Annotated in this window: 14 protein-coding genes and 1 pseudogene; 5 read left to right on the top strand and 10 right to left on the bottom strand. The window is 61.6% G+C overall.

The features are described 5' to 3' along the window. Positions 1-52: 52 nt before the first annotated feature. The 5 genes from QC821_RS17195 to QC821_RS17175 form a co-directional block, all read right to left on the bottom strand. The gene (locus QC821_RS17195; protein WP_309724071.1) at positions 53-1474 is read right to left on the bottom strand and encodes a coniferyl aldehyde dehydrogenase; all 1422 of its coding nucleotides are present in this window, start codon (positions 1472-1474) and stop codon (positions 53-55) included. Further along, positions 1471-2403 (bottom strand): type II toxin-antitoxin system HipA family toxin, encoded by a 933-nt coding sequence (locus QC821_RS17190; RefSeq protein ID WP_309724069.1) that lies wholly within the window; start codon positions 2401-2403, stop codon positions 1471-1473. Before QC821_RS17190 ends, QC821_RS17195 begins: the two co-directional genes overlap by 4 nt. Next, complete coding sequence (locus tag QC821_RS17185) at positions 2390-2722, bottom strand: helix-turn-helix transcriptional regulator (RefSeq protein WP_309724068.1); 333 nt, start codon at positions 2720-2722, stop codon at positions 2390-2392. The genes QC821_RS17190 and QC821_RS17185 overlap by 14 nt, the downstream gene beginning before the upstream one ends. Before the next feature lie 136 nt (positions 2723-2858). Next, positions 2859-3605, bottom strand: a complete 747-nt coding sequence (locus QC821_RS17180) for a dienelactone hydrolase family protein (RefSeq protein ID WP_309724066.1) — start codon at positions 3603-3605, stop codon at positions 2859-2861. 117 nt (positions 3606-3722) lie between these two features. After that, positions 3723-4364 (bottom strand): DsbA family oxidoreductase, encoded by a 642-nt coding sequence (locus QC821_RS17175; protein ID WP_309724064.1) that lies wholly within the window; start codon positions 4362-4364, stop codon positions 3723-3725. Between the two features lie 118 nt (positions 4365-4482). On the opposite strand from QC821_RS17175, the gene QC821_RS17170 reads away from it, so the two are divergent. Continuing rightward, positions 4483-5022, top strand: a complete 540-nt coding sequence (locus tag QC821_RS17170; RefSeq protein ID WP_309724062.1) for a superoxide dismutase family protein — start codon at positions 4483-4485, stop codon at positions 5020-5022. A 9-nt stretch (positions 5023-5031) separates the two neighbouring features. Here the strand turns inward: QC821_RS17170 and QC821_RS17165 are convergent, their stop codons facing one another. Together QC821_RS17165 and QC821_RS17160 are read right to left on the bottom strand one after the other, a co-directional pair. Beyond that, entirely contained in the window at positions 5032-5712 is a 681-nt protein-coding gene (locus tag QC821_RS17165) for a 5'-methylthioadenosine/S-adenosylhomocysteine nucleosidase (RefSeq protein WP_309724061.1), read from the bottom strand. A gap of 26 nt (positions 5713-5738) precedes the next feature. Next, on the bottom strand, positions 5739-7364 hold the full coding sequence (locus QC821_RS17160; protein WP_309724060.1) for an ABC-F family ATP-binding cassette domain-containing protein: 1626 nt from the start codon (positions 7362-7364) through the stop codon (positions 5739-5741). Positions 7365-7751: 387 nt separating this feature from the next. Here QC821_RS17160 and QC821_RS17155 point away from each other — a divergent pair, with 387 nt between their 5' ends. Together QC821_RS17155 and QC821_RS17150 are read left to right on the top strand one after the other, a co-directional pair. Next, a complete protein-coding gene (locus tag QC821_RS17155; protein WP_309724059.1) occupies positions 7752-8933 on the top strand; it encodes a Fic family protein in 1182 nt (393 codons plus the stop codon). Continuing rightward, positions 8930-9271 carry a cupin domain-containing protein gene (locus tag QC821_RS17150; protein ID WP_309724057.1) on the top strand — a complete coding sequence of 114 codons (342 nt, stop codon included), beginning with the start codon at positions 8930-8932 and terminating at the stop codon, positions 9269-9271. Before QC821_RS17155 ends, QC821_RS17150 begins: the two co-directional genes overlap by 4 nt. A 431-nt stretch (positions 9272-9702) precedes the next feature. On the opposite strand, the gene QC821_RS17145 is transcribed toward QC821_RS17150, so the two are convergent. The 3 genes from QC821_RS17145 to QC821_RS17140 all read right to left on the bottom strand — a co-directional run bounded on the left by QC821_RS17145 (position 9703) and on the right by QC821_RS17140 (position 11698). Continuing rightward, the gene (locus QC821_RS17145) at positions 9703-10341 is read right to left on the bottom strand and encodes an outer membrane protein (protein ID WP_309724055.1); all 639 of its coding nucleotides are present in this window, start codon (positions 10339-10341) and stop codon (positions 9703-9705) included. Positions 10342-10711: 370 nt separating this feature from the next. Continuing rightward, complete coding sequence (locus QC821_RS21755; RefSeq protein WP_422720125.1) at positions 10712-10870, bottom strand: DUF4236 domain-containing protein; 159 nt, start codon at positions 10868-10870, stop codon at positions 10712-10714. A gap of 18 nt (positions 10871-10888) precedes the next feature. Beyond that, the gene (locus QC821_RS17140) at positions 10889-11698 is read right to left on the bottom strand and encodes an ion transporter (RefSeq protein WP_309724054.1); all 810 of its coding nucleotides are present in this window, start codon (positions 11696-11698) and stop codon (positions 10889-10891) included. 142 nt (positions 11699-11840) lie between these two features. Between QC821_RS17140 and QC821_RS17135 the strand changes: the two genes are divergently transcribed. Beyond that, positions 11841-12173: a DUF427 domain-containing protein gene (locus tag QC821_RS17135; protein WP_309724052.1), complete on the top strand. Its 333-nt coding sequence runs from the start codon at positions 11841-11843 to the stop codon at positions 12171-12173. 278 nt (positions 12174-12451) lie between these two features. Continuing rightward, positions 12452-12646 (top strand): annotated as a pseudogene (locus QC821_RS21790) (hypothetical protein); the annotation flags it as partial. Positions 12647-12744 lie beyond the last annotated feature (98 nt).

Raw genomic sequence — 12744 nt, 5'->3', positions numbered from 1 at the left:
ACCCTAGCCATATGCAGCGGCCAGGGCAAATGACGCGGGGCGTATAGCCGAATCAGCGCAGCACGAAGCGCAGCAGTCGCTCGGCCATCTTGCCGAATGGCGGTCGCAGCAGCGTCGTGACGTTCCAGCGGCCTTGCACGTAGATCCCCTTGGCATGGCTCAGCCGGCGGAAGCCTTCGATGGCGTGATAGGCGCCGATGCCACTCGCGCCGACGCCGCCGAACGGCAGGTCGTCCTGGGCGATGTGCAGCAGCGTGCCGTTGAGGGTGACGTTGCCCGATGTCGTGCCGTCGAGCACCTGGCGCTGCGCCGCCTTGTCGTGGCCGAAGTAGTAGAGCGCCAGCGGGCGGGGGCGTGCCTCGACGACGTCGATGGCCTCCCCGAGCGTGCGATAGGTAAATACCGGCAGGATCGGCCCGAAAATCTCCTCGTGGGCGATGGTCATGTCGTCGCTGACATTGAGCACCAGCGATGGGCGCATGGCGCGGGGATTCACACCCGGCGCCTCGCGGCCGATCTCGCGCAGCGTCGCGCCCTTGGCGCGGGCATCCTCCAGCAGGCCGTTGAGGCGGGCCAGATGCCGGTCGTTGAACACCCAGGTGTAATCCTCGCTCGCCGGGCCGTCGGGGTAGGCGGCTACCACGGCCGCCTCGTAATGGGTGAGGAACCCGGCAAGGTCATCCTCATGGACGAGGGCATAGTCGGGGGCGATGCAGGTCTGGCCACCGCTCACCAGCTTGCCGAACACGATACCCGCGCAGGCATGGTCGAGTGGATGGCCCTTCTCGACGATGACCGGCGACTTGCCGCCCAGCTCCAGCGTCACCGGTACCAGGTGCTCGCTGGCCGCCTGCATCACCTTGCGCCCCACCGTCGTGCTGCCGGTGAAGACCAGATGATCGAACGGCAGGGCGGAGAAGGCCGCGCCAACCGCCGCATCGCCGTTGACCACCGCCACCTGCTCTGCCGAAAACAGCGCGCCAAGTATCTCCTCGAGCAGTGCGTTTATCGTCGGGGTGAATTCCGACGGCTTCAACAGCACCCGATTGCCGGCCGCGAGCGCCGTCGCCAGCGGCATCACGGCGAGCACCAAGGGGTAGTTCCACGGCGCCATGACCCCGATGACGCCCAGCGGCTGGTACTCCACCCGTGCCGAGCCAAACTGCATATGAACGGCCACGTGGCGCTTTTCCGGGCGCATCATGCGGCGCAGGTGCTTGTGCAGGTAGTCGATCCCGCTGATTGTGCTGCCGAGCTCCATGATGCTGGTCTCGTGACGTGAACGATGACCGAAATCGGCGTTGATGGCCTCCTCGAGCCGGGTGCGGTTGTCGATCAGCGCGGCGCGAAGCTTTGCAAGGTTGGCGCGCCGCTCGGCAAGCGAAGGCGCACCGTCGAGGCGATAGGCCGCGCGCTGGGCGGCGAGCAACGCAGCCAGGTCGATGGCAGGCGAGGCGCTGGGGTCAGTGGTCATGAGGTATATCCCTCTAGCGCGAAAGGGTTAAGAAACTGCCTACCCCATAGATAGCTTCGGTCGACCCGGCTTAATTCGGCTTGCTCGCAAACGCGGTCCCACTGTTCTCGAATCGTGGTGAGCTGATGGCCGATGATCTCGTGGGCTTGCACCTGGGTCAGGCCAAGTTGCGCTGCCGCTTCCAGGCAGTGGACCAGTTGACTGCGTCTCTCCTGGCCATGGAGCAGCATCGCTTGGGTAGCTTCTCCTCCGGTTCTGGACTGGGGGCAGATGTCATACGCGGGTGTCAGGCGATAGGTCTTCCCATCCCAGAAGGCGGCATGATTGCGGGCGTGATCGTCGGTGTTGCCACATAGCACGTTGAAGACGATACGCCCGAACAACTCACGTAGCGTTGGTCCAGGCTGATCGAACTCCGCGCGAATGAGATGGCCCAGAGCCTCATAGCTGGCATAGCGAGCCATCATTTCATCCAGCCCCAGCAGAGTCAGTGCTGACAGAACGATCCTTCGGGACCAACTGCCGGTAGTTTGTATCCTGTCGAAGCGCTCCACCAACAGTACGTCTTTGCCCAGCGAGTGGGTCATCTCGACAGGAGCCACATCGAGGCCCACGAGCCTGGCGAGTCGCATAGCCATGAACTCCGCCTTCACCACGCTATAGAGGTCGGTGCTGGAAGAGAACTTCGCGACCAGTTTGCGCTCCTTATCGTTCAAGAGGGCCTTGGGTCGGGCACCGCCGATGCTGCTGCCATGTTGGATGGCTTGTTCGAGAGCAGGAGGAAGTGGCTCCCCAGCCTCGATATACTCAGAAGCCTCCTGCAGTTCCGCCAGGCTGGCGTCCTGATGTTCGTGAGTCTGGTATTTGATGGGGGAGGTCTGATTCGGCAGCCAGACCCAAACATAGGCACGTTGGCTAGAAGTCGTCATCCAGAGACTCTTCCGGTTTGCGGCTGGCGCGCTTGGGTAGCAATGTCAGCCGCTCCCATTGGCTGCCATGCTCGCGCTTCAGGCTGTCGAGGTCATCGGTGAAAAGCGATACGCCAACCAGAGCCGCTGCTTCGAAGTAAGTCCCGATGGCCACCTTGGGGGAGCCTTTGGCCACCTGTCGTATCGTCACTACACCAACGCCTACCCGCTCAGCGAGCTCGTCGCGGGTCCAACCCTTGCGTAATCTCCCCTCTTCGATCAAGCCAGCGAAGAGGCGAAGCGAGAGGGAGGCCTTGGGGCTCAGGGTGACATGTCTCATTCTCATATCGTCAATATAGTATCGTTTTGTCCATTTATCGACATTATAATGTCGATAAATCAATTGCCCTTCCCCTGGCTGACCAAGTCTCTAACTCGTCTGCAGTCGCATGCAGGCTAGTCGCTTGGTAATCCTCCTAAGCCTTGAGCGTCTCCTCCAGAAGCATAGCGAGCCGCTTGTGGTGCAGGTCGTTGGCGGCGGCGTCAAAGGAGGGCGCGTCCTTGGCCGTGAAGCCGTGGGCGGCGCCCTTGTAGAGCTCGGTGGTGAAGTGCACGCCGGCGGCGGCCAGCGCCTCGTCCATGCGGGCGATCTGCTCGGGTGGCAGCAGCTCATCCTTGTCGGCGTGACCGAAATAGACGCGCCCTTCGATGGTGCCAACCAGGTGGGTTGGGCTGTGGGGATCGTCGGCCTCCGCCAGCCGCGCCGAGTGAAAACCCGCTGCAGCGGCAACGCGCTCGGGGTGCTCGGCCGCCATGCGCAGTGCGAAGGCCCCGGTCATGCAGTAGCCGACCACGCCCAGCTTGCCGCCGGCGAACTCGGCCTGGGCATCGATGCACGCCAGCAGGGCGACGAAGTCACGGGATTGCGCCTCGGGCGTCAGATGGCCGGCATACTCGAGCAGCGTCGGCCGCACGTCCGGGTCGCGGAACGACTTGCCCTCCGGCACGATGTGGCCACTCGCATCGCGGTAGTAGACGTTGGGCATCAGCACGGCGTAGCCGTTGTCTGCGATGCGCTGGGCCTTCTCGTGGTAGCAGGGACGCAGGCCGCCGATATCGGTGAACAGCACCACCGCCGGAAGCGGGCCTTCGGCATTGCCGGGGGTGACGATATACGCGTCGATGGTGCCGTCGGCAGCGGGAATTTCGATAGCGCGAGACATGAAGGGACTCCAGGTGGTTGATCGCGGACGAAGGTGGTCGTGGATGAATTTACCAGGGACGCACCTACCCTGGGGCAGCTGCGGTTGTCGGATGAGCCGTCCCTTTCACCCGGGCCATCAATTCCCGCCAGCGATCTCGAGAATCGCCTGGCGCAGTGCCTCGGGCGGCTGGGCGCCCGACAGGCCGGTGGTGCCGTTGAAGATAAAGGTGGGCACGCCGCTCACGCCCAGGCGCCGCGCCTCATCGAGGCCGGCTTTTACCTCGGCTCGGCCCTGGTCGCTGGCGAGAAAGGCGGGGATGTCGATTTCCGCTAGCCCGCCTTCTCGTGCGGCGTTGGCCAGTACCGCGCCGTCGCCTATGTCCTCCCCGTCGACGAAGTAGCACCGGAATAGCGCGCCGACCACCGCCGACTGGACGCCATGTTCCCCGGCGAGCCAGATCAGCCGGTGGGCGTCGAAGGTATTGGGCGTTCGCGTCATGCGTTCATGGTGAATCTCGATACCGGCCTGTTCGGCGGCAGCCTCCACCTGGGCGTCGAGCGCCTGGGAGCGCTCCCAGGAACCGAACTTGGCGGTACGGTAGTCACGCCGCGACAGGCCCTCGGCGGGCATGTCGGGATTCAGCTCGAAGGGGTGCCAGGCCACCGCTACGGTGACGTCCTCGGGCAGTTCCGCCAAGGCCAGGTCGAGGTGGCGTTTGCCGATGAAGCACCACGGGCAGATGGCGTCGGAGATCACGGTGATGTTGACCTGGGGCATGGTAGTTGATCAGTCGGCTGGGGTTCCCTCGCACCATACCATCCTCGGATGTGATTCATGCCCCCAGCGACTATGCTGGGGGAGGCCAACAAAGGTCGTTCAGCCATATGGAGGCATTATGAAAAAGGGACATGCAGTACTGATCGGTTTGACACTTGGGGCCTTCTCCCTGACGAGCATGGCCGAGGAGGGCAACGGCCCGACGGCCAGCGTCGAGTTCGTCGATAACCACGGCGAGGTGGTAGGCGAGGGCACGATCGGTCAGGGCCCGGCCGGGGTGGTGCTCAACTTCAGCATCGATGGCCTGGATGAGGGCTGGAAGGCCATTCACATCCACAGCGTCGGTACCTGCGAGGATCACGAGGAGGGGTTCCAGGCCTCGGGTGGCCACCTCAATCCCGATGACTCAGAGCACGGTTTCCTCAATCCATCCGGCCCGGATGCCGGCGACCTGCCCAACTTCTACGTCCACAGCGACGGCAGCGCGATGGTCGAGATGTTTAATGAACGGGCCAGCCTCGATGGTAGCGTCGGTGGCAACATGCTTGACGATGACGGCAGCGCGCTGGTCATCCACGAAAACCCCGATGACCACATGAGCCAGCCCATCGGCGGTGCCGGCGACCGGGTCGCCTGTGGCGTCGTGCAGGGCGGCTGATTCCACCACTCAGCGTGCCAACAACCCCTCGGCGAGCGCCTCGCCGAGGCGGTCGACGGCCAATGCCAGCTTCTCGTCGATGACGTGGAGGTACTCCGTCCAGTCATCGACGTGGTGCAGCTCGGCCTTGCCGTCTGAAATGCCGCGCAGCACCACCAGCGGCACCTCGAAGCGCATGCAGGCGCGCAGGCAAGCGTAACTCTCCATCTCCACCATCTCGGCCGCAATCTCATCGTAGGCCGCGCCCGAGACGATATTGGCGCCGGTGGAGAGCGTGGCCTGATAAATGCCGGGAATTCGCAGCGGCAGCGGAAGCGTCGCCGGCAGGTCGAGAAAGGGCGTGATGCCCTTGGCGAAGCCCAGCGGCGTGGCGTCCATGTCGCGGTAGGAGACGCTGGTCGCCTGATAGACCTCGGTCTGCTCCAGCACCCGGCTGCCCGCCGAACCCAACGACACTACCAGCTCCGGCAGGCGCTCGCGATGGGCCAGGCTAGCCAGCGCAGCGCTGAGCTCGACCGCCGCTTCCACCGGGCCCACGCCAGTCATGAACGGGGTAAAACGCTGCCTGAGATGCGGGCCATACTCGGCCTCGGCCGCCATCACGAAGAGCACGCTGCGGCCGCCCAGTGTCGTCAGTTTGGGCGCGCCGGGGGCACCGGCGCGGGAGTCGGAGGATGAGTTATGGTGCATCGTTGTTGCCTTCCTTGCCGTGGGCGTCAATCGGATGACTGGAGTGACTCCAACCTCCAGCCTTGCTCATCAGCCAGCAAGCGATCCGTTAGTCCGAGGTTATCCAGAAAGGCGTCATCATGCGACACCACCATCAATGCGCCCTGGTAGCTACGCAACATGCTCTCGAGTGCCTGTGCCGAGGGCAAATCCAGGTGGTTGTTCGGCTCATCGAGCAGTAGCAGCTGCGGCGATGTATCGGCGTAGAGTATGCAGGCAAGAGCCGCCTTCAACCGTTCACCCCCGCTCAGTGACTCACTGGGTGTGGCGATCTTCTGCGCATTGAGCCCCAGCTGCGCCAGGCGCATGCGTTGCTCCGCCTCGCTAGACATACGATTGGCGGACAGTAACTGCTCGAGCACTGTCTTTTCCGGGTCAAGGTTCTGCAGTCGCTGATCCAGGTATGCGCACTCGGAGGTCACCTTGCAGGCACCGGCCAAGGGCGCCCCCCTGCCTGCCATCAAGCGCATCAGCGTGGACTTTCCACAGCCGTTGGGGCCGACGATAGCGATGCGCTGCTGCCCGCTCACGATCAGGCTGATATGGCGGGTGGCGCCGGCTATGTAAGGCAGCTCCACGCCATCCAGTTCGGCCACGCGACGCTTGGCTGCCTGTGCGACGGGGATGTCATGCAGGGCGATCGGCGTCTCCTCTTCAACCTGCTGGGCGGCGTCCCGCACGCGCTGGTTGAGCTGTGCCAAGCAGGCCGCCTGGTGCTTGCGCAGCGTGCCCGACGATACGTCGCTGCGCTCTTTCTGCGCGTCCAGCAGCACCTTGGCTTGATTGGCCTCCTTGCCGAGCCGTTTACCGCGTGCCTGGCGCCGTTCCTGACGTTCCAGTTGATTGCGCATCGCCTGTGCCTGGCGCTGGCGCTCGAGCTTGCGCTCGGCCAGCGTTTCCAGGGCGCTGTGTCGCTCGTGTGCCTTGGCCGCGGCATAGAACGAGTAGTTACCCCCGTAGCTGTGCAGCCCCAGAGAAGAGAGCTCCACGATGCGCTGCATGGATTCCAGCAACTGCCGGTCGTGGCTGACCACAATCAGCCCACGCGGCCAGCGTCGCAGCTGTTCGATCAGCGCCTGGCGGTTCGGCCGGTCGAGATGGTTGCTCGGCTCATCGAGGATCAGAAAGTCCGCTCCCGAGAGCATGGCGCCAATCAGCGAAACTCGCATCGCCTCACCGCCGCTAAGAGCACCTGCGGGCGTTTCGGCGTCAAGGTGGCTCAGGCCATTGCGCTCAAGTTCCAGGCGCAGCCGCGGCTGGATGTCCCAGTCATCGCCCACGGCATCGAAGTCCTCCGCTGCCGTACTGCCTGACTCGATGCGCGCCAGCGCATCCAGCGTGTGCCGTACCCCCGCCAGCTCTGCCACGGTTGCATGATCAGGATGCGCCACTAGCTGGGCGAGGTAATGGACGCTGCCGGAACGTCGACAGTGCCCGGTGGTGGGCTGTAGCAATCCAGCAAGGATGCGTGCCAGCAAGGTCTTGCCCACGCCATTGCGTCCCACGAGCCCCGTCGGGGACAGGTTGAACTGCTCGTGGAGGCCGGAGAAAAGCGCTCTGCCGTCTGGCAGAACGAGGGATACGTCCTGAAGTACGAGATGGGGTTTCGTCATGCGCTATTCCTGCGATGCCTAGTCCTCCCCCTGCGATAGGGGCCGGTGGAGACTGGCCGTCATACCGACGGCGGCATCAATGGCGCATTGGACGAACACCTCATGATGAAGGGTGAGGATAGGAGTGTAGCGCACCCCTCAGCTATCAGAAAACCCGGCTCTCGATCACAGGGCCCGCGCCATTGCCGAGGCACCCGGAAGCCCGCCCGTGGCGTGAGAGGCGCTACTCAGCGCCTCGGTGTGAAGCGCTCCTTGTCCCGCAGCTCAGCAGATAAGTCCTGCTTGACCCATGAGCCGAACCGGACGACAATTCGGCTCATTAAGTGAGCCGAATAATGCAATCATTCGGCTCGTCGCGTCATTCAGGGTACCGCCATGAATGCTTCAATGACGACACCAACCTGGATCTGGCAGCAGCCCGACTGGCCTGCGTTCCACTGGCGTGCCGCTGTGATTCGGCCTCGCCTGCAGGCAGCCTGGCGGTCTCTCGGGATGCTGTTGGGAAGGGTAGGTTCCCTCCCCGGCGACGATGATCCGGCAGTAACGCTGGATACACTGTTGCAGAACATCATCACCTCCTCGGCCATCGAGGGGGAGCGCCTGAATGCCGCTTCGGTACGCTCCTCCCTGGCACGACGCCTCGGCGTGGAGGGTGAGATGAAGGCTGTGTCATCGCGTTCGGAAGGTCTGGCCGACATGATGATGGACGCCATTGGCTCGCCGGATACGGTGCTGACCCGCGAGCGGCTCTTTCAGTGGCATCGCTGGCTGTTCCCCGATGGCGAGGCATCGCTGGTCAGGCTGCGGGTAGGAGAGTGGCGGGGCGAGGAACCGATGCAGGTCGTCTCTGGCCGTCTCGACAAGCCCAAGGTGCATTTCGAAGCCCCGCCTCGCGCAGTGCTGGGTGATGAAATGGCTGCCTTCCTGGCGTGGTTCGACGCGAGCCGCCACGATCCTACCCTAGACCCCCTGCTGCGTGCCGGTATCGCCCACTTCTGGTTCGTCACTCTGCACCCCTTCGAGGATGGTAACGGCCGCCTGGCCCGCGCCATTGCCGACCGGGCGTTAGCCCAGGCCGACCGGCAGAGCATTCGCCTCTATACCATGTCCGCCGCGATCCTGGCCGAGCGCCAGGACTACTACCAAGTGCTCGAAAGCAGCCAGCGTGGCACGACGGATCTCAGCGACTGGCTGGCCTGGTTTCTCGATATCCTGCTGCAAACCTTGGAAGACGCTCTCGCCGGCATCGAGCGCACTCTGGCCAAGACCCGCTTCTGGCAGCAATTCGCCGAAGCCGGTCTGTTGCCGGAGCAGGTCAAGGTGCTCAATCGGTTGCTGGAGGGGGGAGAGCGTGGCTTCGAGGGCGGCATCAGCGCTGCCCAGTATCAGAAGGTCGCCAAGGTCAGCAAGGCCACCGCGACCCGCCATCTTTCCGACTTGCTGGCCAAGGGCTGCCTGGAGAAACTGCCGGGAGGAGGGCGAAGCACTCGCTACCAAGTGGTGGGTTCCGGCCTGCCCCTGCCCGGTGAACGGACAGGAACCTTTAAACCTACTGGGGAGAGACCATGATGGAGCGCCTGATCCCATCGGCTGCATTGAAGACGCTGCAGGAAAATAACGGAGTGCCCTTTGCCGAGGTAGTCCGGCACGGCTCGCTGCAGGTCGAGGTCTACAAGCCGGACGGCGTTGATCGTCAATTGCCGCATACCCGAGACGAGGTGTACGTGGTTATCTCCGGCTCGGGCCATTTCGTCAACGGCGACACCCGACGGCCCTTCGAGGCCGGAGAGGTGCTGTTCGTGCCGGCGGGTGTCGATCACCGCTTCGAAGACTTCACCGATGACTTCGCCACCTGGGTGTTCTTCTACGGCCCGGAAGGTGGCGAAGCCGCGTCAGATACTCCCTGACTCGGCAACTTCCGAGCGTCAGCGCGCCAACAGTCCCTCAGCCAGTGCAGCGGTAAGCTCCACCGCTGCCTCGACGGGCCCACACCGGCCATGAACGGATAAAAACGCTGTCTGACTTGTGGTGGGAGCTTTTCCCCAGCGCACTGCTTTGACCAGAGTGTTATCAGCTTTCTGGCATTGTCATGGCCATGTTGGCGTGATGGTAGACCAAGCGACCGGTGCGATATAGAAAGCGAATGGCTGACTGCTAATGATCTGGGAAAGACATGATGAAGTTGATAGCGAGGAGTTTAGGTGTTTCGTGTAGACGACGACACAGATAATTGTTTGGAGCCGTGAAGATGAAAAAGAAGCGATGGCAGAGATCTGCCATCGCTTCTCAAACGTCAAATAGCGAGCTATCGCAAACTGCTAGTAAGGAGCTAGCGCGATTAGAAGCTTACAACGATACCAACCTGGAACAGACTCTCGGTCGGATCGAAGGTGGTGGTGTTATTGAAGCCACCATCGTATGACTCGCTAGAGTAGCGGGTCTGTGACCAGTCGAGGCGCAGCGCGGTCTGAGCACCGATAGCGGTTTCCATACCGACGCCGTAGCGGAAGCCGCCGAAGGTGTCGCTTGCGCTTGCGTTGTCAAGGTTGGGGCCACCGGAGGTTGCTTCAAACTTGGTGCGCTGGTAGCCCAGGCGAGCGTAGACGTCGGTGGCATCCGCGAGGCTGTAGCCAGTCAGCACGGCAAAGCCGTAAGAGTTCTTGGCTTCGAACTCGAAGAAGTTACCACTGCCGTTGGTCCAACCGCCATCAGCGTTGGAGGTGCCGATGTTGACTTCAGGGGCGAGGAAGACCTTCGGAGTCACATCAAAGCGGGCGCCCGCAAAGAGGCCGCCAGCCAGGCCAGAAACTGAGTAGTCTTGGCTGAAAGAGCCGCCTTGCCAGGTTTCGCTTTCTTCCATGTCGACGTTCTGATAACCAAGCTGGCCACCGACGTAGAAAGTCGGTGTAGCAGCCAGAGTAGAGGCAGAAGCGCCGAAAAGAGCGGCTGTAGATACAGCGAGTACTGTCTTTTTCATTCCGTATTCCCTTATGTTCCCTGCTATAAAAAGTCCGATTGCTAACTTTAATTAGGCGGACGGTCTTGAAGGACCACATCTGTATAAAAGATGCTCGATAAGAGTAATCACCTGCCAACGCTCGAGAAGATGAGAAAAAGGGCCAAAAACGTATTATGTTAGAGAATTAGAATGTGTTTACAGGCGCCTTGAAATCCTGTAGATGTGTTATGTGGCGTTATTCTTGAAAGATTTGCCCTTCAGCCAGGAGGACACTGCCCAATAGGCTCGCCGCTGGTGCCGGGATAGCCTTCTTTGCTCCGCCAACGTCGGTGCTGCGGGTCCGACATCGATACACTCATCGGCAAGCGCAAGCACCTGCTCAGGTAGACTAGGCTGGTACCCGGTAGCTCCACGTTGCCATAAACGCCGCGACCCCCACGCTTACCTTGGCGCCTCGGGGGCCGATTGAGGCCCCGATCCCGCTTTTGCTGAGGTTCAGGCTAATGCCTGGAGCAATACGGATGCGCTGACGAAATCGAAGTGCCATTCCCCGCTCCCCCTCTTGTCACTCTTTATTGTCGCTTTCAGCCTGCTCCCGACGTTTCTGCATGGCATCGCTGAAGGCAGCAGCCAGGATGCCGGTCGGCATGGCGATCATGCCGATGCCGACGATGGCGGTCAGGCCCGCAAACAGCTGTCCAGCCGCGGTCACCGGCGTCACGTCCCCATAGCCCACCGTGGTGAGTGTGGCCACGCTCCACCAGAGTGCCCTCGGTATGCTCCCGAAGGCCTCGGGCTGATGGCTGGCTTCCAGGACATAGATCACGCTGCTGGTGACGATAAGCAGCGCCACAGCCACCATCAGGCTTACTGTGAGTTCGTAGCGGCGTCCGCGCACCGCCTGATAGAGATCGCCGATCGCGTTGGAGAAGCGCCCCAAGCGAGCAAGCCTGAGCAGCCGGATCAGCTTGAGCAGACGTAACGCGAAGGCGTTGACTGCCCCCATGGTGAGGAAGAACGGCAAGATAGCGAGCAGGTCGATGATCGCCCATGGGCTGACCATAAAGCGTAAGCGCCCAGCCAGACCTTGATACCGGGGATCTTCGCCAGCCGCGATCACACGCGCGACGTACTCGACCAGGAACGCCAAGGCCAGCACTGTCTCGGCGGTGACGAAGAGGCTTGGCGCAAGCGCTCGAACGACCGGCTCCGTCTCTAAAACGGTCAGTGCCGTTGCGAGGATGATCAGGACGGCGATGAAGCGGTTGGTGACCGATAGCCCAGGGGAGTCACGAGCGGTGGGCTCGAGCATCAGGTAAAGGCGACGGCGCCAACCCGCATAGGGGCCGAGGTCCTGGATAACCGGTGGCTGCATGCATTTCCCCTATATCGTAGCCAGCCCGAAGAGCGGATATCGAGGCGCCCGTTGATGGCCAGAATGGGACAAACCAGCTTTGGGTGCTAGGCTGAATCTCATAACAGTATAACGATAACGCCAATACGTAAGGGATGGCTTTATGCCAACGGCTTCCAATGAGCCCCGCATCACCTTGCACCCGCACGCCCGACGCGTGCGAGTCATCATTGATGGCACCCTACTCGCTGACACCACCCGCGCCATCGAGCTTCGCGAACGCGGCTACCCGCCGCGGCAGTACATCCCCCGCGATGATGTAAGGATGGACCTGCTGACCGACTCTGATACCGAAACCCACTGCCCCTTCAAGGGCGATGCCGCGTACTTCTCGTTTGGCGATCAGGCTGATGTGGCGTGGAGTTATGAGCAGCCGGCAGAGGGGATGGAGGAGATTGCGGGTAGGTTGGTCTTTTACAAGGGGGAGAGCGAATGACAGCTATCGACCCAAAGCGGACATGGTGTCTAAGGCAACTGGCACGTTCATCGGTGTTAGGCGAGTAATATCGTTCGTCATGGTTGGAGAATATGGAACAACAGCCCTACTCAGAGAGCCGCATGCCAAAGATTAATCCGTTCGAGTATGGCAGTGTTTGGATGCGAAGTGATTTCCATCTTCACACTAAGGCCGACAAGGAATTCAGATATGAAGATGACGACAACGCGTTCGTCGGTGCTTTTGTCGAAAAGCTCGAATCGGCAGGAGTCGGGCTTGGGGTCATCACTAACCATAATAAGTTCGATGTAGGCGAATTCAAAGCCATGCGAAAAGCCGCGCGCAAGCGAGGCATTGGGCTACTTCCCGGAGTGGAGTTATCGGTTAATGATGGGGCTAACGGTGTTCATACACTGATTGTTTTCTCTGATGATTGGATTAAAGGTGGTAACGATTATATAAATCAGTTTCTTAATGTCGGGCGGTCTCAATGACCAAGCGCAACGCTATTGAATGGTGTTCGGATCGGCGACCGATTTCTTGAGTACCTCGGCGTAGACCTCCAACGGCG

It is taken from the genome of Franzmannia qiaohouensis, assembly GCF_031451695.1.
Classification (GTDB): Bacteria; Pseudomonadota; Gammaproteobacteria; order Pseudomonadales; family Halomonadaceae; genus Franzmannia; species Franzmannia qiaohouensis.
This window is presented reverse-complemented; position numbering and strand designations above follow the sequence as displayed.